At 55.4% G+C, this 19,431-nt stretch carries 19 protein-coding genes; 9 read left to right on the plus strand and 10 right to left on the minus strand.

Annotation, left to right across the window (positions count from 1 at the left end; all coding sequences use genetic code 11):
- The 3 genes from QZ197_RS00960 to QZ197_RS00970 all read right to left on the minus strand — a co-directional run.
- Positions 1 to 1,996, minus strand: a 1,996-nt coding sequence (locus tag QZ197_RS00960; RefSeq protein ID WP_296429334.1) for a 2Fe-2S iron-sulfur cluster-binding protein, incomplete at its 3' end; no start/stop codon positions are given.
- Positions 1,993 to 2,322 carry a sarcosine oxidase subunit delta gene (locus QZ197_RS00965; protein WP_296429335.1) on the minus strand — a complete coding sequence of 110 codons (330 nt, stop codon included), beginning with the start codon at positions 2,320 to 2,322 and terminating at the stop codon, positions 1,993 to 1,995. The genes QZ197_RS00965 and QZ197_RS00960, both read right to left, overlap by 4 nt.
- A 40-nt stretch (positions 2,323 to 2,362) precedes the next feature.
- Positions 2,363 to 3,607: a sarcosine oxidase subunit beta family protein gene (locus QZ197_RS00970; RefSeq protein ID WP_296429336.1), complete on the minus strand. Its 1,245-nt coding sequence runs from the start codon at positions 3,605 to 3,607 to the stop codon at positions 2,363 to 2,365.
- Positions 3,608 to 3,811: 204 nt separating this feature from the next.
- On the opposite strand from QZ197_RS00970, the gene ccmI reads away from it, so the two are divergent.
- The 3 genes from ccmI to QZ197_RS00985 are packed head-to-tail and all read left to right on the plus strand — an operon-like array spanning position 3,812 to position 5,723.
- Positions 3,812 to 5,011, plus strand: coding sequence for a c-type cytochrome biogenesis protein CcmI (ccmI, locus tag QZ197_RS00975; protein WP_296429337.1), 1,200 nt, complete (start codon positions 3,812 to 3,814; stop codon positions 5,009 to 5,011).
- Entirely contained in the window at positions 5,008 to 5,484 is a 477-nt protein-coding gene (ruvX, locus tag QZ197_RS00980; RefSeq protein ID WP_296429338.1) for a Holliday junction resolvase RuvX, read from the plus strand. The genes ccmI and ruvX overlap by 4 nt, the downstream gene beginning before the upstream one ends.
- Positions 5,481 to 5,723: a DUF1289 domain-containing protein gene (locus QZ197_RS00985; RefSeq protein ID WP_296429339.1), complete on the plus strand. Its 243-nt coding sequence runs from the start codon at positions 5,481 to 5,483 to the stop codon at positions 5,721 to 5,723. The genes ruvX and QZ197_RS00985 overlap by 4 nt, the downstream gene beginning before the upstream one ends.
- Positions 5,724 to 5,867: 144 nt before the next feature.
- Here QZ197_RS00985 and QZ197_RS00990 read toward each other — a convergent pair whose 3' ends face one another.
- Together QZ197_RS00990 and QZ197_RS00995 are read right to left on the minus strand one after the other, a co-directional pair.
- Positions 5,868 to 6,938, minus strand: coding sequence for an ABC transporter ATP-binding protein (locus QZ197_RS00990; RefSeq protein WP_296429340.1), 1,071 nt, complete (start codon positions 6,936 to 6,938; stop codon positions 5,868 to 5,870).
- A 130-nt stretch (positions 6,939 to 7,068) separates the two neighbouring features.
- Positions 7,069 to 7,848 carry an SDR family oxidoreductase gene (locus QZ197_RS00995; protein ID WP_296429341.1) on the minus strand — a complete coding sequence of 260 codons (780 nt, stop codon included), beginning with the start codon at positions 7,846 to 7,848 and terminating at the stop codon, positions 7,069 to 7,071.
- Positions 7,849 to 7,971: 123 nt separating this feature from the next.
- Here QZ197_RS00995 and QZ197_RS01000 point away from each other — a divergent pair, with 123 nt between their 5' ends.
- Positions 7,972 to 8,934, plus strand: a complete 963-nt coding sequence (locus tag QZ197_RS01000; RefSeq protein ID WP_296429342.1) for a Hint domain-containing protein — start codon at positions 7,972 to 7,974, stop codon at positions 8,932 to 8,934.
- Here the strand turns inward: QZ197_RS01000 and QZ197_RS01005 are convergent.
- Positions 8,931 to 9,548 (minus strand): hypothetical protein, encoded by a 618-nt coding sequence (locus tag QZ197_RS01005; RefSeq protein WP_296429343.1) that lies wholly within the window; start codon positions 9,546 to 9,548, stop codon positions 8,931 to 8,933. The two genes, QZ197_RS01000 and QZ197_RS01005, sit on opposite strands and share 4 nt — an antisense overlap.
- 133 nt (positions 9,549 to 9,681) lie before the next feature.
- Here QZ197_RS01005 and QZ197_RS01010 point away from each other — a divergent pair, with 133 nt between their 5' ends.
- The 5 genes from QZ197_RS01010 to QZ197_RS01030 all read left to right on the plus strand — a co-directional run bounded on the left by QZ197_RS01010 (position 9,682) and on the right by QZ197_RS01030 (position 14,196).
- Positions 9,682 to 11,277, plus strand: a complete 1,596-nt coding sequence (locus QZ197_RS01010; RefSeq protein WP_296429344.1) for a peptide chain release factor 3 — start codon at positions 9,682 to 9,684, stop codon at positions 11,275 to 11,277.
- A gap of 34 nt (positions 11,278 to 11,311) precedes the next feature.
- Positions 11,312 to 11,563, plus strand: a complete 252-nt coding sequence (locus QZ197_RS01015; RefSeq protein WP_296429345.1) for a hypothetical protein — start codon at positions 11,312 to 11,314, stop codon at positions 11,561 to 11,563.
- Between the two features lie 42 nt (positions 11,564 to 11,605).
- The gene (locus QZ197_RS01020) at positions 11,606 to 11,800 is read left to right on the plus strand and encodes a hypothetical protein (protein WP_296429346.1); all 195 of its coding nucleotides are present in this window, start codon (positions 11,606 to 11,608) and stop codon (positions 11,798 to 11,800) included.
- Between the two features lie 41 nt (positions 11,801 to 11,841).
- Positions 11,842 to 12,576: a hypothetical protein gene (locus tag QZ197_RS01025; RefSeq protein WP_296429347.1), complete on the plus strand. Its 735-nt coding sequence runs from the start codon at positions 11,842 to 11,844 to the stop codon at positions 12,574 to 12,576.
- 144 nt (positions 12,577 to 12,720) lie between these two features.
- Positions 12,721 to 14,196 (plus strand): DEAD/DEAH box helicase, encoded by a 1,476-nt coding sequence (locus QZ197_RS01030; protein ID WP_296429348.1) that lies wholly within the window; start codon positions 12,721 to 12,723, stop codon positions 14,194 to 14,196.
- Between the two features lie 71 nt (positions 14,197 to 14,267).
- On the opposite strand, the gene QZ197_RS01035 is transcribed toward QZ197_RS01030, so the two are convergent.
- The 4 genes from QZ197_RS01035 to nuoN form a co-directional block, all read right to left on the minus strand.
- Complete coding sequence (locus QZ197_RS01035; RefSeq protein WP_296429349.1) at positions 14,268 to 15,935, minus strand: ribonuclease J; 1,668 nt, start codon at positions 15,933 to 15,935, stop codon at positions 14,268 to 14,270.
- Positions 15,936 to 16,440: 505 nt separating this feature from the next.
- Positions 16,441 to 17,223 (minus strand): type III pantothenate kinase, encoded by a 783-nt coding sequence (locus tag QZ197_RS01040; protein WP_296429350.1) that lies wholly within the window; start codon positions 17,221 to 17,223, stop codon positions 16,441 to 16,443.
- A 15-nt stretch (positions 17,224 to 17,238) separates the two neighbouring features.
- Positions 17,239 to 18,000 (minus strand): biotin--[acetyl-CoA-carboxylase] ligase, encoded by a 762-nt coding sequence (locus QZ197_RS01045; protein WP_296429351.1) that lies wholly within the window; start codon positions 17,998 to 18,000, stop codon positions 17,239 to 17,241.
- Positions 17,990 to 19,426 (minus strand): NADH-quinone oxidoreductase subunit NuoN, encoded by a 1,437-nt coding sequence (nuoN, locus tag QZ197_RS01050; RefSeq protein ID WP_296429352.1) that lies wholly within the window; start codon positions 19,424 to 19,426, stop codon positions 17,990 to 17,992. The genes QZ197_RS01045 and nuoN overlap by 11 nt, the downstream gene beginning before the upstream one ends.
- Positions 19,427 to 19,431 lie beyond the last annotated feature (5 nt).

The following is a 19,431-nucleotide window of genomic DNA, read 5'->3' on the forward strand; positions in this document are numbered from 1 at the left end:
AACCAAGGTTCTCACGGGTATTCCTGACCTCGCGGTTGACTGCATCGTGGACGCTCTCGCCGCTGCGCACATAGGCGAACGGACGGCGCCATTGGCCAACAGGTTCATTGTCTGCCCCGTTTTCATTGGACCATTCCGAAATCGGCGTCATGCGCAGCGGTTGGAACAATTCATCCCTTGCCACACCCGCAATCGAAGCCATTGAGATCGGCGTATAAGGAGGGCGGAACGTCGTTGTGCCCACATTCGGAATATCGGCATTCAATGATTTAGAAAGGATCGCCAAACCATTAATGTTGCTTAACTTTCCCTGATCTGTCGCCATGCCAAGCGTGGTGTAACGTTTGGTATGCTCGACACTTTCAAAGCCTTCTTGGGCGGCTAATTCCACGTCCGAAACCTTGACGTCGTTTTGGAAATCCAACCATGCCTTTGACCGCAGCGCATGGCTTGCACCTTGCGGCATTAACCACACGGGTGAAATCGGTCCTTCGGCAGCGTCTTCGCCCATAGGCGATTGTGGGCCGCGCTTTGAATGCCCTGCAGCTTTGGCCGCCGCTCGTCCAGCAGCCCAGCCATCGCTGACAGCCTCTGCGGTAAACAGATGCCCATTAGCGATGCCTGCAGTGATTACAAAGGGCGGCCCGTCGTGACCTGTTGGCGCACGTTCTGGATCGGGGCGGAACATCACTTGGTCAGCGTCCCAGTTCAGCTTGCCACCACAATGGGACCACAAGTGCACCACAGGGGACCACCCGCCAGACATCGCCACGCAGTCGCAGGCGATCTCTTCCAGAACTGCACCTTCGCCCGCTTGTGCACAAAGGGCCACGCCAGTGACACGCTTGCCACCTTTGGCTTTCGCAATGCCTTTGCCCAGTTCAACGCGGATGCCCAGAACGCGGGCCTCGTCGATCAAGTCGCCCTCTACATCTGTGCGGGCATCGATGATAGCAGGCACATCAAGGCCCGCTTTTTTCAAGATGATCGCAGTGCGGTAGGCATCATCATTATTCGTCACGACAACCGTACGATCCCCCAGAGATACGCCAAAGTTCACCACATAGTCGCGTACAGCCGACGCAAGAAGAACGCCGGGTAAATCATTGGCAGCAAATGACAAAGGGCGTTCAATTGCACCTGTGGCTGTCACAATCTGCTTGGCTCGTACACGCCACAACCGTTGGCGTGGGCCATCCGTGTCAGGGGCGTGATCCGTCAGCCTTTCATAGGCCAATGCATAGCCGTGGTCGTAAACGCCTGCACCCATACAACGTATGCGCAGATCAACATTTGGCATATCTTTCAGGGCAGCAACTGTCGCGTCAATCCAGTCTTGCGCAGGCATACCGTCAATCGTCGGCGTGTCGACGACAGCGCGGCCACCCCAATCGGCGGTCTGCTCAACCAACAAAACCCGCGCACCGCGCGCACCAGCGGCGTGTGCAGCAGCAAGACCCGCGATACCGCCGCCAACAACCATAACATCGACGGTCGCATGAAAATGCTCGTACGTGTCTTGGTCGCGGTCTTTGGGCGCTTTGCCCAAACCTGCGGATTTGCGAATGATCGGCTCGTACACATGTTTCCAGAATGACCGCGGATACATGAACATTTTATAATAAAAGCCAGCAGGCAAGAACCGAGAAAGATGCGTGTTGATCGCACCCACATCAAATTCAAGGCTGGGCCAGTGGTTCTGCGACGTAGCCGTTAGGCCGTCAAACAATTCGGTCGTGGTCACCCGTGCGTTGGGTTCAAAAGACGCACCCTTGCCCAAATTTACCAACCCGTTGGGTTCTTCTGCGCCAGAGGCCACAACCCCGCGTGGGCGGTGGTATTTGAACGAACGCCCCATCAACATCTGATCATTGGCCAGCAATGCAGAGGCCAGCGTGTCGCCCTCGAACCCGCGCAGGTGCTTGCCATTAAAGGTAAAGGACACGGCCTTGTTTTTGTTGATCAATCGACCGTGGTTTGCCAAACGGGTGCTCATTGGAAATTCCCCCAAGACCAACCGGGGCGCTTGGCCGTAATCTTGTCTTTGATGTCTTGTGGTGGTTCCAGCGTTTGGGCTGGATAGGTGCCAAACACTTCTAGGGTGTTGGTGCAACGGGCGGCCAGAAACCACTTGCCGCAGCCATATCCATGACGCCAACGTTCAAAATGCACGCCTTTGGGGTTCTCGCGCATAAACAGGTAATCCTCGAAATCCTCGTCCGAAGATGCAGGGCCTTCGCGCTTGAGATGCGCCTCGCCACCTGCGTGAAGATCAGTTTCATCGGCATCAACGCCGCAGTATGGGCAATGCAGGATCAGCATGTTTGAGCCTTTGAAGTATGGTTTTGAATTGAGAAAAGCATCAGTGTGCCACCCCAGCCGCGACGCTTTCGTCAATAAATTTGCCTTCACGGAAGCGGAACATGCTGAATTCATCGGTCAGCGGGGATTGCCCCTTGGCGATCAACTCGGCCATGGCCCAACCGGACCCGGGGATTGCCTTGAACCCGCCAGTGCCCCAACCGCAGTTTACAAAGATACCGTCGACAGGTGTTTTGGACAGGATGGGCGAACGGTCGCCGGTGACGTCCACGATCCCACCCCATTGACGCAGCATTTTCAGGCGTGCCAACATCGGGAAGGTTTCGACCAAGGCGCGCACGGTTTCCTCGATATGGTGGAATGATCCGCGCTGCGTGTAGTTATTATAGGCGTCAGTGCCGCCACCGATGACCATTTCGCCTTTGTCAGATTGCGACAGATAGCCGTGCACTGTGTTGGCCATCACGACGATATCCATCGCCGGTTTGATTGGCTCTGACACCAGCGCCTGAAGTGCTACGCTTTCAATCGGCAAACGAAAGCCTGCCATTTGCGCCATGACACCAGAGTGCCCAGCAACAACCAAACCAAGCTTATCGCAATCAATTGAACCTTTGGTAGTATCAACGCCGACGACTTTACCGTTCTCTTGGCGGACACCTTTGACTTCGCATTGCTGAATGACATCCATACCCATGTCCGAACACGCACGGGCATAGCCCCATGCGACCGCGTCATGGCGTGCTGTGCCGCCGCGCGCTTGCCACAGACCACCCAAAACAGGGTAGCGCGGGCCGTCGATATTCATGATCGGGCACAGTTCCTTGACGCGTGCGGGATCAATCCATTCGGTTGTGACACCTTGCAGGGCATTGGCATGCGCTGTGCGCTTATAGCCGCGTACTTCGTGCTGGGTTTGGGCCAGCATAATCACGCCACGCGGGCTGAACATCACGTTGTAATTCAGGTCTTGGGACATTGTCTCGTAAAGCGATCGGGATTTCTCGTAGATCGCCGCAGATGGGTCTTGCAAATAATTCGAGCGGATAATCGTCGTGTTCCGTCCCGTGTTACCGCCGCCCAGCCAGCCCTTTTCCAAGATCGCCACATTGGTGATCCCGAAATTCTTGCCCAAGTAGTATGCCGTCGCCAAGCCATGCCCGCCTGCGCCCACAATGATCACATCGTACTTCTTTTTAGGCTCACGTTTTGCCCATGCGCGGTCCCAACCGGTGTGGTTGCGCATGGCTTCGCGGGCGATAGCAAAGGCGGAGTATCGTTTCATCGGGGGTCCAGAATCCTTAGGCGCGGCGGTGCACTCGCCTGCATCATATCTGGACTGGACGCCGCTCCAAGTGGATACTGACAGCGGCGTATATCTGGCATTTTACGACATGGAACCGGCTACATCATTTCCGATCAGGCCACTGCCCCTTTTCACCAAGGCGACGGGTGGTTATGTGAACATGACAAAAGGATGTGAGGACCGATGATTTTCTGGCTTGTTTGTGCGATTATGACGCTTGTTGTCTTGGTGTTAATTGTAACACCGCTGTTGCGGCCCAAAGCGGTTGGCGATGACAATCCCGATATTGCAATCTACCGCGCACAGCTCTCCGAAATTGACCGCGACCTTGAACGTGATTTGCTTGCCGCGGACGAGGCAGAACGCGCGCGCGCAGAGATTGCCCGTCGCCTGCTGGCCGCCAACAAAGAAGCGCGACCCCAAGCAGGCGCTGCAGCCCCCGCGCGCCTGACGCCACTGATTATCGTCAGCATTGCCGCAGTCCTTAGCTTTGGCCTTTACTATAGCCTTGGCGCACCCGGTTACGGCGATATGCCCCTGAACGCCCGCCTTGCAGCCAGCGAAGAAATGCGCGCAAATCGCCCCGATCAGGCGGAACTCGAGGCCGCAGCACCCGCCCCGCCCCCTGTCGATCTGCCCGAAAACTATGTCGCCGCGATCGATCAATTGCGTATTATCGCACCCACACGCCCTGATGACCTAGAGGCTTGGGAAAGACTGTCCTTTCACGAGGTCGAATTACGGAACTACGCAGGCGCCGCAAATGCCCAAGAGCAAGCCATCGCGATCAAAGGGAACGCCGCGCTAGTCTCTGACTATGAACGCTTACTTGACCTCAAAGTGGTTGCTGCGGGTGGCCTGGTTTCGCCACAAGCAGAGCAATTGATCCGCAATATCCTGAACCGTGACAACGGCAACATTGCTGCGCGTTACTATTTGGGTGCACTTTATAATCAAACCGACCGGCCTGATCTGGCCTTGCGGTTCTGGCGCGACATCATCGAAACCGGTGACCCGAACAATTTCCACATCGCAAGCGCGCGCGCCCAAGTCAGCGGCGCCGCTTTTCGCGCTGGTGTCGAATACGCCGTGCCAGAGGCGCGCGGGCCTTCGTTTGAACAGATGGATGCCGCGTCAGAAATGTCCGCCGAAGACCGGAACGCCATGATCGGAGGCATGGTTTCAGGACTTGCCGAACGCTTGGCCAGCGACGGTGGCCCTGCCGAAGACTGGGCGCGTTTGATCCGGGCTTACGGCGTGTTGGGTGAACTTGACGCGGCACGTGCCGTCTGGACCGAAGCACAGCAGGTCTTTGTCAGCAGCATGCGCGGCATGGAAATCTTGACAAATGCGGCACGCGATGCCGGCGTACTCGACGAATGATATGCGAAACCCCCGAAAGCTTTGTGGCTGAAATCCCGCAAATGGGGGCGTTGGCCGGACTTGATCTGGGAACCGTCACGATCGGGGTCGCGATCTCGGATGTGCTGCGCGGTGTGGCAACCCCCACCGAGACGATCAAACGCAAGAAATTCGGGGTTGATGCAGTCAAATTGCTTGATCTCACGGCGCGCCGCTTGGTCACTGGTATCGTGCTAGGCCTGCCCCGCAATATGGACGGATCAGAGGGCCCGCGCGCGCAAGCGACCCGCGCGTTCGCGCGCAATCTGGAACGTCTCACCCCCCTGCCGATCACCTATTGGGACGAGCGCCTGTCGACCGTCGCAGCCGAACGCGCATTAATTGAGGCGGATACGTCGCGAAAACGTCGCGCGGAGGTTATTGATCACGTTGCCGCGGGCTATATCTTGCAAGGGATGTTAGACCGCATGGCACATATGAGGGCGAATTCGTGAAGAGCACCGAGAACACAGATCACATCTGGACACGCCAAGAAATCGAAAGCCCATGCATCAAAATCTGCGTGATCCACGCGGAAAGCCGCCTTTGTACTGGCTGCTTGCGATCGATTGATGAAATTGGCGCCTGGTCGCTGATGTCCCCCGAGGCACGCCAATTTGTTATGGCAGAACTACCGTCGCGCGCAGGTCAAGTCACCAAGCGGCGCGGCGGACGTGCGGCACGGCTAAAGTAAGGTTATTGCCCTGCAACCTGACGCGCATAGTCGTCAGGGTCACGGCTTTTGGATCAAGCATCGCAATATCCTTTGTGTGTCAATGCGGACAGCGTGGCGCACAAATAAAGGATCGCGCAATTGTTTCGATTTACCTATGTGCCGCTATTTTGCGGGAAACACAAAACAGCGATCCCTACGGATCATAATCCAAAGCGGCATACCGAGCTTGGGCAAGAACACTGACGGGATAATAGCCTTGAGGATCGAGCCATCGAAATCCATACGAAATTCAACCAGACTGGACGCTCCCATGAAGCGTGCACGCTCAACCACACCGCGCGCGGCGGTACCATCTGCCGGCGTCGGGTTGGGGCCGCGTCCGCCGCGATCAAAGTCGATTTTCAAGTGCTGCGGACGAATGACAATATTGACGTCAGTCCCGTCCGGCACGCCAGGCGCAAGAAACTGACCAAAGGGCGTATCCGTCAAAGCGCCCTGAACTTTACCCTTGATGACATTGATATCGCTAAAGAAAGCCGATGCTTCTATATCGACGGGCGCGTTGTAGATGTTGTAGGGTGCGCCACGCTGAACGATCTTGCCGTTCCGCATGAGCGCAATTTCATCAGCCATGCGCATCGCCTCACCGGGTTCATGCGTGACCAGCAAAACGGCGGTGCCTTCGCTTTTCAGAACTTCAAGCGTTTCATCGCGGATATCGTCGCGCAGGCGATCGTCAAGACCTGAAAAAGGTTCGTCCATCAACATGATACGCGGCCTGGGGGCCAGTGCCCGCGCCAAAGCCACGCGCTGTTGTTCACCACCCGAAAGCTGGTCTGGGTAATCATTGAAATGCGCAGTCATCCCCACCTTTTCAAGCAACAGATGCACACGGTCTGTGACCTTGCCGCCCTTTAGTCCAAAGGCCACGTTTTGCGCGACCGTCAGATGCGGAAACAGCGCAAAGTCCTGAAACATCAGACCAATATGCCGCGCCTCTGGTGGTAGTTGATTGTCACCGTCGCACACCAATGCGTCGTCCACATGGATGCTACCACTGTCAAGTTGCTCTACCCCGGCAATGATCCGCAGTGTCGTGGATTTTCCGCACCCCGAAGGTCCCAGCAAACAGGTCACCTGCCCAGGCATCACAGTTAAGCTTACATCGTCAACAACCCGGCGGCCGCCGAAGTCTTTGACGATATTTTTGATCTCAAGGCGGGGGGGAAGCATGGGTACAGCAATATCCCTGACGAAAACAATTGGGTATAGCGCACCTAACAACAGATGGGCGGCAGAGCAAGGTCAGCACAAGTCAAAAGCGGGCAGCGTTGCTGCCGCCCGCTTTCAACGTCAGCAGTCTTTAGATAGTCGCGTTGATCGCGCCGCCATCCAGAACAATGTTCTGACCAACGATAAAGCCAGCATGCTGCGAACATAGGAATGCACACATCGCGCCGAACTCTTCTTTCGTGCCATAGCGGCGTGCTGGAATTGTCGCTTGGCGCTGCGCGGTTGCTGCTGCCATGTCGATGCCTTGCGCCTTAGAAACGCCTGTATCAAGGCTGACCGCGCGGTCGGTTGCGTGGATGCCTGGCAGCATGTTGTTCACGTTCACGCCAAACTGCGCCACCTGACGGGCAGTCCCTGCGGCATATCCCGTGAGACCTGCGCGGGCTGCGTTCGACAGACCCAACTGCGGAATTGGCGCTTTGACGGAACCTGACGTGATGTTGACGACACGTCCCCAGCCTTTGTCGATCATGCCGGGCATCAGGGCCTTCATCAGCGCAATCGGGGCCAGCATGTTCGCATCAAGGGCAGCGATGAAATCATCGCGGTCCCAATCGGACCACAACCCAGGAGGCGGCCCGCCTGCGTTATTGACCAGAATATCCACGTCACCAGCTGCTGCGAGCAATGCCGCACGCCCTTCTTCGGTTGCGACATCGGCAGCAACGGCCACAACATCAACACCGTATTTGGTACGAATCTCTGCTGCGGTTGCCTCTAAAGCGTCTGCACCGCGCGCGTTCAGCACCAGGTTTACGCCCGCTTCGGCCAGGCTTTCCGCACATCCGCGCCCCAAACCCTTTGACGATGCGCAAACCAATGCGCGCTTTCCTTTGATACCAAGATCCATGGTGCTTTCCTTATGTTAAGACTTCGCCTTGCGATCTAGCACTGCAACACGCGTTGGGCAAACGACTGGGCGCCTTTTTCGTTCATACTTGGCGCGCGGCCAAAGGCAGTGTAACCCCAAGCTATGGAACAACGCCCCCTCACGATCGATGTTTTTGTCGCCAGCGATGTGATCGCCAGCGACGGCGTTATGAAAGGCGAGCAGATATCGTTCGCCGATGAATTAGTGATGGATGATGTATTTCAAGTCCAAGCATGCAGCCCATTGCACGCGCTTGAAGTGCTCTCTGGACCGGACGGGTTGCGCCGCTTGGATCAGTCCCAGAATGTCGTGCATCTGGACTGCTGCCTGACCCTGATGGCCCCTGATGGCGGCACCTATGAGGCCTTGATACTGGTCGAAATCCAAGACGACATGGTTGCCGAGGTTTATGTATTGCCACTAGGTGAAATGCTTTCGATGGTTGACTACAGGTTGGTCGGGATTGCCCGTCACACCGCCACCAAACGCTTTGCAGAGGCCGCAAGCGGATCATTTGCGCGCGGCACACGAATCACGATGGCCGATGGCGCTATGCGTGAAATCGAGACCTTGAAGGCCGGTGACATGGTCTTGACCCGCGACGCAGGCCGCCAGCCCGTGAAATGCATAGGCCAAGCAACTTTACGCGCCACCGGAAGCTTTGCACCTGTAGTGATCAAAAAAGGTGCGTTGCACAATGACAATGATCTGGTCGTGCGCGCCGACCACCGCCTGTTTATCTACCAACGCGACGACGCTTTGGGCGCTGGTCGCGCAGAAGTACTTATAAAGGCCCGCCATTTGGTGGATCATGCGACCGTGCTGCGCAAACGCGGCGGCTTTATTGATTACTTCCAACTGGTTTTTGAACAACATCACATCATCTACGCCGAAGGGATCGCCGCTGAGTCCCACCTTGTCGATCCACACACCCGTGGTGCTTTGCCCGACGGCATGGCAGCCCTTCATCATGGCCACCGCGCCCATCTTGATTACGAGGTCAAAGACAACCTGATCCCGCTTGCCAAGGCCGCAGCGCTATTGCGCAAAGCGTCATCGCGTTAGGGTGATACTTGCGGCGGGTCGGGCGGCGGTATGACGGCCCCCTCGCCAATCACAATTACGGTGGCACTTTGCCAGGTTCCGTTGTGATCAACAGCGGCCTCTAAGTCAGAGGCAGCAATCGCCGCGACCGAAGTGCCTAAAAACAAGGCATCCAGCGTTCCATCAAATCCCAGCACCTGACCTGACGTCTGCAAAGTTCCACTGTAATCAAGTGTCGTATTCTGCGCGATCCGGTCACCTGCCACAGTGATTTCGCCTTGATAATTTTCAACGCGACCTTGCGGCGCAGCCCCAAAGAAATTCACCAAAGACCCGTTCACTATTCCCGTGGCAAAATCCAGATCGAGTGCCGCATCGCCGTACAGCACCAAGGGCGCAGCCTGCAATTCAACACGGATCGTGGCCGCGCCTACGAAAGACACAGTGCCTTCAATCGGGATCGCGTCAACGGATGTCAGCGGCATGGCAGATACACCGGCACTGGGATCGCCAAGCACGCGCAGTATTTGCGCTTGATAGGTATCAAGTCGCGCAAGTCGTGGATCGGGTGCAGGGACGTTGCCACCGCCTGTGGCGCCGCTGCCGCCGCCACCGCCGCATGCGGCAAGCCACAAACCCAAACAAACAAATATGATGCAATTTAAAACACGCCCAATCATTGCTTAGTCCTAGCAAGACTTTCCAAAACTTTCGTTAAGCGCAGCACCGCGATTGCCCTTTTGCGCCCAAGCGCATAAAGCGTGATCCATGACAAATCGCCCGCCCCTTCCCCCCGAGATCGCCCGCCGCCGGACCTTTGCGATTATCTCGCATCCCGACGCTGGCAAGACGACGCTGACTGAAAAATTCCTGCTTTATGGTGGTGCTATTCAGATGGCGGGTCAGGTGCGCGCCAAGGGCGAAGCACGGCGCACGCGGTCAGACTTTATGCAGATGGAAAAGGATCGCGGTATTTCGGTTTCGGCCTCTGCGATGTCGTTTGATTTCGGCAAATACCGTTTCAATCTGGTGGACACGCCCGGTCACTCTGATTTTTCCGAGGATACGTACCGCACACTGACCGCAGTCGATGCCGCTGTGATGGTCATCGACGGTGCCAAAGGTGTGGAAAGCCAGACGCAAAAACTGTTCGAAGTTTGCCGTTTGCGCGACCTACCGATCCTGACATTTTGTAACAAGATGGACCGCGAGAGCCGCGATACATTTGAAATCATTGATGAAATACAAGAGAACCTTGCGATTGACGTGACACCCGCCTCTTGGCCAATTGGTGTCGGTCGCGAATTCATCGGCTGCTATGATATTCTGCGCGACAGACTGGAATTGATGGACCGTGCGGATCGCAACAAGATCGCCGAAAGCATCCAGATCAGCGGTCTTGATGATCCAAAACTCGCCGATCATGTGCCCGCTCATTTGCTTGAGAAGTTCCTCGAAGAAATCGAGATGGCGAAAGAATTGCTGCCCAAGCTTGATCATGAAGCACTGTTAAACGGATCAATGACGCCGATCTGGTTTGGCTCTGCAATGAACTCGTTCGGAGTCAAGGAACTGATGGACGGGATCGCGACCTATGGACCGGAACCGCAAATCCAGACAGCCACACCGCGCAACATCGCACCTGAAGAAAAGAACGTCACAGGATTCGTGTTCAAGGTTCAGGCGAACATGGACCCAAAGCACCGCGACCGCGTGGCGTTTTTGCGGCTGGCCTCGGGACATTTTGAACGTGGCATGAAGCTCACCCATGTGCGGTCAAAAAAGCAAATGTCGATCACAAACCCTGTTTTGTTCTTAGCAGCTGATCGCGAATTGGCCGAAGAAGCATGGGCTGGCGATATCATCGGCATCCCCAACCACGGCCAATTGCGTATCGGCGATACATTGACCGAGGGCGAAGCAATCCGCGTTTCAGGCATCCCGTCATTTGCGCCGGAATTGCTACAAACCTGCCGCGCAGGTGACCCACTGAAGGCCAAGCATCTTGAAAAAGCATTGATGCAATTTGCCGAAGAAGGGGCCGCCAAAATCTTTAAGCCTACATTTGGCTCTGGCTTTATCGTCGGCGTTGTTGGTCCGCTGCAATTCGAAGTCCTCGCCAGCCGGATCGAGATGGAATACGGCCTGCCCGTCCGGTTTGAACCGTCACAATTCACCTCTGCACGGTGGGTGGCAGGCGAACAGCTTGCTGTCGACAAGTTCGTCAATGCCAACAAGCAGCATATCGCGACTGACAATGACGGCGACACCGTTTATCTGACACGGCTGCAGTGGGACATTGACCGCGTTGGGCGCGACTATCCTGATGTGACCTTGACCGCAACAAAAGAGATGATGGTTTAAGCATTCGTTAACCATCATGCAGGCAAGGTACGTCATGTGGCGTTTCCTTTTCTTTATCATACTCGGATTGGGGGCCTGCGCGCCGCGCCAAGGCGTGATCGCAGGCACCGATAGCTGGACCGGGTTTGCCCAAATTGTCACCTCCGAACACGAGATTTTTCGCGACAACAAAGCAACCATGACCGTGCGACCAGTTTCTATCGCACGCGACGGCGAGCGCGCCTTTGGTGTGCTCACTAACATTCGGCGCCGCGTCCCCAATGGGCCAATCATCAACGCGATGTAATCCGGCGATGTCCGATTAGACTACAAAAGACACGACCGACTGATGACCCACTGCATCGACGGCTGCCAAAGAGCAGAAATTGGCGTCATCAACATGACCGAGGCAAGCTTTCGACACGCCGCCCGCACGGGTTTGCCACTGCGGGTTTTCGGGCGGCGCGGGCGATACGAAGGCACTGTCCCCGCGACGCTGTTTCAACAGGTACTGGACGCCATTTCCAAGACCCGTCATGAATAGTCATAGCGACACGTCACATTCAAATCACCAAGAGGCCATTCGTGCGCAAGCCACCCCAAACATTCCAAGACGGTATCGGATCACTTGTCCCGCAATACCAAAAACGGCGCGCATTGCTAACCGGACCTGATCTGCCACCACACGACGTGGATTTCGAATTGCTCAAAGATCAGCCGTTACCAGCCCAAACCTTGCCGCGTCCCGAAGGTCTCAGCCGCGTTGCCAAGAAACGGCATATGTTGCTGGGCGAACTGGCGGGCCATTGCGAATTGGCATTGCTACATGGGCTTTTGGTGTCGCACCTGCGCAAGCATACCTATCCTGACGCAGCACCTGCGTTGTTTATGCGTATGTGGGCCGAGCAAGAAGAATGGCTATTGAACAACCTGCCCACACGTTGGTTAATATCAGCGGTGATCACCTTTGCTGAACACGGCCAATCAGAAGCTGACCGAAACCTTGCCGCACGTTTGAACATTCTGTTTTCGCTCATGAAAATCTTCGAATCCGAACGGTGCTTTTCCGGCCGTCCCCCGCAAAAGCCTTTCCGCATCGAAGACCGCAACAAAGCGCCCCTTCCAATGGGAATGAAAGATTTCTCGGTCCTGAATGGCGATCTTGAGGCGCACTTGCTTGCCCCGATTTGGCGCGATGCGAATACGACACCAATGATCGGCCCTCTGGTGCGACATTTGCTGGAATTGTTGAACCAGGATGACGGCACTGTGTTCCGCCGCCTTGCATTGATGCGCGAAACAGCAACAAAGGCGCGGTGATCCACCGCTTGGCTAGGGGGACTTCTTGACGCAGTGCAGCAATTAAGTTAGCTGCAATCACAGCCAAAAATGGCTGTTGACGCAGGACGCGCTGAACAAGCGTCCTTTCACCTTTGCGGACCGATCCGCAGACATAGGACGTATATGACTAAGTTTACTGATTTGAACCTTGACGCCAAGGTTCTCAAGGCCGTTGCTGAAACAGGCTACGACACACCTACCCCCATTCAGGCCGGCGCGATTGCCCCCGCCCTTGAAGGCCGCGATGTTTTAGGTATCGCCCAGACAGGTACTGGCAAAACCGCTGCCTTCACACTGCCAATGATTACACTGCTGGGCCGCGGGCGGGCACGCGCACGCATGCCACGGTCATTGATCCTTGCACCAACACGCGAATTGGCTGCACAAGTTGCTGAAAACTTTGATGCTTATGCCAAATACACCAAACTGACGAAAGCCTTGTTGATTGGCGGCACCAGCTTCAAAGATCAGGACAAACTGATCGACAAGGGTGTGGACGTGCTGATCGCGACCCCTGGCCGTTTGTTGGACCACCTTGAGCGCGGCAAATTGATTCTAACCGATGTGAAAATCATGGTCGTCGACGAAGCCGACCGGATGCTCGATATGGGTTTCATCCCCGACATCGAAGAAATTTTCAAGCGCACGCCATTCACCCGCCAAACACTGTTCTTTAGTGCGACAATGGCCCCAGAGATCGAGCGGATCACAAACACATTTCTGTCGAATCCTGCAAAAATTGAAGTGGCCCGTGCGGCAACAACGAACGTGAACATCAAGCAAGGTGTTGTGATGTTCAAAGCCTCTGCCAAACCCAAAGAACCGACTGAAAAGCGCGAATTGCTACGGAAATTGATCGACGCCGAAGGCGACGCCTGCACAAACGCGATTATCTTTTGCAACCGCAAATCCGACGTTGATATTGTCTCTAAGTCATTGAATAAATGGGGCTATCAGGCCGCGCCAATCCATGGCGATCTGGACCAAAGCCACCGCACAAAGACGCTGGATAAATTCCGCGACAACGAATTGCGCATCCTTGTGGCCTCTGATGTCGCGGCGCGTGGTTTGGATATTCCGGCTGTGACACACGTCTTTAACTTCGATGTGCCCAGCCACGCCGAAGACTATGTGCACCGCATTGGCCGGACCGGTCGCGCTGGACGCTCTGGCACCGCGATCATGATCTGCACGCCGCGCGACGAGAAAAACCTCGAGGACGTGGAACGTTTGGTCAAGACGACGATTCCCCGCTTGGACAGCCCAATGGGCAAATCAGCGGCCCCTGCCCCTGCAACCCCGTCCGAAGCTGAAAAGACCGACGACAAGCCAAAGCGCACACGCAATCGCCGCAAGCCAGAGCCGAAGGTCGAAGATGTAAAGGTCGCAGAAGCCAAACCTGCTGCTGCACCCGAAGTCAAAGCAGAAGCGAAACCCCAACCTAAACCCGAGCACACACAAAAACCACGTGAAGAGCGTGCGCGCGGTGGCCGTGGACGTGGAAACGACCGCCGTGATAACGGACCAAAAGTTGTTGGTATGGGTGACGATACGCCAACGTTTATCGCATTAAGCTTTGCAGATCGGGCGAAAGACTAAAAAGTCGGGCTTAATCCTAGCTTATGCAAACTAGAATCAAAAAAGGTCGGGGTATTATCCCCGACCTTTTTTTATGCGCCTAACCGCGACACGATCACAGTCACTTCGGGCTTTTTACCAATCTCGCCCTGCGCAGAACGTCGAGCGATCGTCTTAAGCTCTTTTTCCAGCTTCACATCATCGCGCAACGTCTTGGCGTTGGCGCGGTTTATGAACTGGCTCAGGTCCTGTTCGACAACTTCAACCAAGGCGGCATTGTTGCGCCCTGTCTCGGCCAGACCAGAGGTTTCAACCCACGGATCACCCAGCGGTTCGTCATTTTCATCGATGATCAGCGTCACGATCATATGCCCGTTCAGCGCCATGCGGATACGGTCACGCACGATGCCATCCATAGCACCCACTTGCACAGAGCCATCAAGATAGGTCCGGCCGGTCTCGATATACTCGGCAACAGTCGCGCGGTTCCCCGACAGATCAATCATCATACCATTGACCGCGACAATGCCCGCAAGCCCGCTTTCGCCACCCAGTTTCACGTGCTCGCGCAAATGACGGTGCTCGCCGTGCATCGGGATCAGAATTTGTGGTTTCACAATCTGGTGCAGGCGCTGCAAGTCGGGACGGTTAGCATGGCCCGATACGTGGTACTTGCCGCCCGCGTCGTCGATCACGTCGACGCCCAGTTCAGACAACTGGTTCATGATACGGATCACGCCGCGTTCATTGCCGGGAATTGTCTTGGAAGAGAACAGAAACGTATCCCCATCTTTCAACTTCAGGCCCAAATAGGACCCTTGTGCTAATTGCGCAGACGCCGCACGGCGTTCGCCTTGGCTGCCGGTGACCAACAGCATCACGTTCTCGCGCGGCATGTTCAGCGCGTCTTCGGGGGACACAACAGGCGGAAATCCGGTCAAAATACCAACTTCAGTGGCGGCTTCGACCATCCGGCGCATTGCACGACCCAATAGCACGACGGAACGGTCGGCCTTTTGGGCGGCCATAGCCAATGTCTTTAAACGCGCGATGTTCGACGCAAACGTGGTCGCGACAACCATGCCGCCCGCTTGTTTCATCATATCAGCGATTGCATCACCAATTGATGCCTCTGACCTGCCAGCATCCCGTGAAAACACGTTAGTACTGTCACAAATCAGGGCTTTGACACCATCTTTGGAGACTTCTTCCCACAGAGCTTCGTTCCACGGATCACCAACAATCGGTGTTTCGTCGATCTTGAAGTCACCAGAATGTAGCACCCGGCCTTCTGGCGTATCGATCAAAAGGCCTGCACTTTCAGGGATCGAGTGGCTGATTGGCAGATATGACACCTTGAGCGGACCACAAGTAATCACTTCGGGATAAACGCCAACAACTTTAACCACACTTGCGGGATGGCCATGTTCGTCCAGCTTGCGCCGCGCAATATTGGCCGTGAAAGCCCGCGCATAAACAGGCGCGCCCAGACGTTCCCAATAGTGCCCAATTGCGCCCACATGGTCTTCGTGTGCGTGAGTAATAAAGATACCTTCGATCTGCGCTTTGCGCGCCTCGAGCCATGCAATATCCGGCAGGATCAGATCAACACCCGGTGTGCTGTCCATATCAGGGAACGTCACACCCAAATCGACCACAATCAGGCGTTCCTTGCCCGGTGCGCCATAGCCATAAACATAGGCGTTCATGCCAATTTCGCCGGCGCCCCCAAGAGGCAGATATATCAGGCGGTCGGTCATGCGTTTTCCTTGGTAAAGTGGTCAATATGAATACCACTATATGTGGCATATCAGGGTCTGGTACGTGATTTCGGCCTGATTGACAGGCTACAGGCTGTTTGTCGAGACTTGAGTACGCCTCAACTGCCTTACTCGTCACTATGAGGCTTCGCGCGCCATGCATTGATCCACTTGATAGGATCAGGTCGATGTACGCGGACCTTAAAGATGAAAGCCAAACCCAAGATGAAAAGTAACGCAGCACCAAGTCCCGTCCCATTCATGAAGAACAGTTGCAACTCAGCTTGCTCGATCAATTGTGCTAGATATTCCACGGAAGACTCCTCGCTTTAATGCGGGTCGTTGCCCTATGGTCCCATAAATTTAGCTGGTCCATGCGCACCGGGTCAATCAATTTATTGGACTGTTGACGACACTATACTTTCCGTCAATTAGAAGCGGAATGTGATCCCTACTCCAATGTTAGTTGCATCCGAGATGTGTGTCTTCAGTGCTGTAGACTGTGTCACGTGCGCACTGCTGCAACTTTGTTATACTTATGGATCACGGTCAGGCCGTGAATCGTCAAATCGTCATCATATGCGTCGAACAGCTTTTCGGACTGCTGGAACAACGGCGCCAAGCCACCGGTTGAAATCACCTGCATTGGCACGCCGCGTTCTGCCTTGATCCGCGCACATATCTCGCGGACCAACCCGATGTAACCCCAAAAGACGCCAGACTGCATACAGGCAACAGTATTGGTGCCAATTACCGCTTGCGGTTTGGATATATCAACGTGCGGCAAGGCAGCTGCAGCATTGTGCAACGCCTCTAGAGAGAGGTTGACCCCCGGGGCAATTACGCCGCCGACATAGGCCCCATCTGATGCAACAACATCAAAAGTCGTGGCCGTCCCGAAATCAACAACGATCAAATCGCCGCCAAAGCGGTCAAATGCGCCTGCGGTATTTACCAATCGGTCAGGCCCAACTTGCGTTCCCGCATCAACGCGTGGCTGCGCTGGCAGCAGGCAATCGGATTTGCCGACAACCAAAGGACGGCAGTTGTAATAGCGATCGGCAAAGACCCGCAGGTTGAACACCACGCGCGGCACTGTCGAGCTTACGATGACTTCATCGATCTCGACGTCTACTTTTTGAAACCGCATTAGCGTGGATAGCCAGACATAGTACTGATCTGCCGTGCGCTGCCATTCTGTGCTGGTGCGCCAAGTGGCGATGAATTCTGTGCCATCCCAAATCGAAAAAACCGTGTTGGTATTCCCGCAATCAATTGCCAAGAGCATCAGCTGCCCTCCCTTTTAGAAAAATATGTCCGCCGCTGAAATCGCGCGCGGTCCAGTGCCTGTGATCAGCACAAGGTTGCCGTCTTTGTCGATGCTGTCAAAGATGCCTGTTACATCCTCGCGGCCTGTGCGTGCGGTGATCACCTCGCCCAGACGGGCCGCTTGCGACAGCCAATCTTCGCGGATGCGTCCAAAACCCAAGCGCAGCAGCTTTGCTTCTTGCGTGGCATACGCATCGGCAAGCGTCGCAAGGAAATCTAGCGGTTCGACTTCCCACCCACCTGCGGCCATCAAGCTGGTGGGCGCGAAACTGGCGTCTGTCACACCTTCGGGAGTGTGCTTGAGGTTCACACCGACCCCAATGGACAACCAATCCACAAAAGGACCTTGCCCACTGCTTTCAAGCAAAATTCCTGCGACTTTGCCACCGGACAGCAAGACGTCATTAGGCCATTTCAGGCTAAGCTTTTCGGAAGGCACATAGATTGCCAGCGCCTGATATAACGCGTTAGCCGCCAGGAACGACCGCTTTGCAGCCTCGAGTGGCGTCGCCTCTGGGCGCATAATCAGTGTGGCGTTCAGATTGCCCTCGGGCACGACCCAAGGCCTGCCCCGCCGTCCGCGCGCGGATGTCTGGGTCTTTGCAATGATCCATGTTGGGCGGTCGATATTCGGCGCGCGGCGCGCTGCCTCTGACATAGTGCTGTCAACACTGTCCAGCACGACGCGGGCATAGCCTTCCGGCCAATGCCCGTGTCCGTTGTCTTTAGTTGACAAGCGTCGCCGCTGCGGCCGCAGCAATGGGTTCGATGCCGAACAGGTTCACGACACCAAACAACATCACCGCTGCCGAACCCATCAAGAGGGTCCACAAAACAGGGTTCATCTTGCTATCAAGCTGTTCACCTTCTTCACCGAAGTACATGAAGTAAACGATGCGGATATAATAAAATGCGCCAATCACTGATGCGATCACACCTGCCACAGCGAGCCATGCAAGACCACCATCGTAAGCGGCACGCATTACGTAGAACTTACCGAAGAAACCCACCATTGGCGGCACACCCGCAAGGCTGAACATCAACACAAGCATCGCCAATGCGCGCAACGGCTGACGTTTGGAATACATGCGCAGGCTTTGGATATCCGTGACAGGGCGGCCATCACGTTCCATCGACAGGATAAACGCGAATGTACCGATATTCATCGTCACATAGATCGCCATGTAGATCAGCATCGCCTGCACACCAAAGGCCGTGCCAGCCGCCAAACCCATCAAAGCAAAGCCCATGTGCGCGATTGATGAATAAGCCATCAGACGTTTGATGTTAGTCTGACCAATCGCCGCAATCGCACCAAGGAACATCGAAATAACGGACAAGAACGCAACGATCTGCTGCCAGTCACTGACGATATTGCCAAATGCGTCGTGAACAACACGAGCAAACAGCGCCATCGCCGCGACCTTCGGGGCCGTTGCAAAGAACGCGGTCACTGGCGTAGGCGAACCTTCGTAGACGTCCGGGGTCCACATGTGGAACGGGGCCGCAGACACCTTGAAGGCAAAACCCGCCAGCATGAACACCACGCCAAACAACATACCAAGTGAAGCGCCATCGGCTGTCGCCTCGATGATGCCGGAAAACAGTGTCGTACCTGCAAAGCCGTATGTCAGCGACGCGCCATATAGCAGCAAGCCGGACGACAATGCGCCAAGCACGAAATACTTCAGGCCCGCTTCTGTCGATTTCGCGCTATCGCGGCGCAAGGATGCAACCACGTAAAGGGCAAGCGACTGTAGCTCTAGGCCCATATAAAGCGCCATAAGGTCGCCTGCGGAAACCATGACCATCATACCGACAACCGCCAAAGCGACCAGAATAGGGTATTCGAATTTCAGCAACCCGCGCTGCTGCATATAGCTTTCGGACATCAGCAGCACGGCAGCCGCAGACATCAAAATGACGATCTTGGCAAAGCGCGCAAAGCCATCATCGATAAACATACCGCCAAAGGCCACGTTCGTGCCCTGCCCGTTCACACCGATCCAAATGGCCAACAATACAAACAGGCCAGATGTGGCCCACGTCAGCAGCGGCGCAAGCGCGTCTTTGGTAGTATAAACCGCGATCAGTAATGCGGCCATTGCAAAGACCGCCAGCACGATCTCGGGCATCAGGATTTGGATATCAGCGCCAATCATAATGG

Source organism: Yoonia sp., assembly GCF_017854415.1.
In the GTDB taxonomy this organism is placed as follows: Bacteria; Pseudomonadota; Alphaproteobacteria; order Rhodobacterales; family Rhodobacteraceae; genus Yoonia.

What these genes read in the sequence shown, in the direction of transcription:
- QZ197_RS00965 (WP_296429335.1), bottom strand. Translation starts at nt 2,322, where the DNA reads ATGCTGATCCTGCATTGCCCATACTGCGGCGTTGATGCCGATGAAACT.
- QZ197_RS00970 (WP_296429336.1), bottom strand. Translation starts at nt 3,607, where the DNA reads ATGAAACGATACTCCGCCTTTGCTATCGCCCGCGAAGCCATGCGCAAC.
- ccmI (WP_296429337.1), top strand. Translation starts at nt 3,812, where the DNA reads ATGATTTTCTGGCTTGTTTGTGCGATTATGACGCTTGTTGTCTTGGTG.
- ruvX (WP_296429338.1), top strand. Translation starts at nt 5,008, where the DNA reads ATGATATGCGAAACCCCCGAAAGCTTTGTGGCTGAAATCCCGCAAATG.
- QZ197_RS00990 (WP_296429340.1), bottom strand. Translation starts at nt 6,938, where the DNA reads ATGCTTCCCCCCCGCCTTGAGATCAAAAATATCGTCAAAGACTTCGGC.
- QZ197_RS00995 (WP_296429341.1), bottom strand. Translation starts at nt 7,848, where the DNA reads ATGGATCTTGGTATCAAAGGAAAGCGCGCATTGGTTTGCGCATCGTCA.
- QZ197_RS01000 (WP_296429342.1), top strand. Translation starts at nt 7,972, where the DNA reads ATGGAACAACGCCCCCTCACGATCGATGTTTTTGTCGCCAGCGATGTG.
- QZ197_RS01010 (WP_296429344.1), top strand. Translation starts at nt 9,682, where the DNA reads ATGACAAATCGCCCGCCCCTTCCCCCCGAGATCGCCCGCCGCCGGACC.
- QZ197_RS01015 (WP_296429345.1), top strand. Translation starts at nt 11,312, where the DNA reads ATGTGGCGTTTCCTTTTCTTTATCATACTCGGATTGGGGGCCTGCGCG.
- QZ197_RS01020 (WP_296429346.1), top strand. Translation starts at nt 11,606, where the DNA reads ATGACCCACTGCATCGACGGCTGCCAAAGAGCAGAAATTGGCGTCATC.
- QZ197_RS01030 (WP_296429348.1), top strand. Translation starts at nt 12,721, where the DNA reads ATGACTAAGTTTACTGATTTGAACCTTGACGCCAAGGTTCTCAAGGCC.
- QZ197_RS01035 (WP_296429349.1), bottom strand. Translation starts at nt 15,935, where the DNA reads ATGACCGACCGCCTGATATATCTGCCTCTTGGGGGCGCCGGCGAAATT.
- QZ197_RS01040 (WP_296429350.1), bottom strand. Translation starts at nt 17,223, where the DNA reads ATGCTCTTGGCAATTGATTGCGGGAATACCAACACGGTTTTTTCGATT.
- nuoN (WP_296429352.1), bottom strand. Translation starts at nt 19,426, where the DNA reads ATGATTGGCGCTGATATCCAAATCCTGATGCCCGAGATCGTGCTGGCG.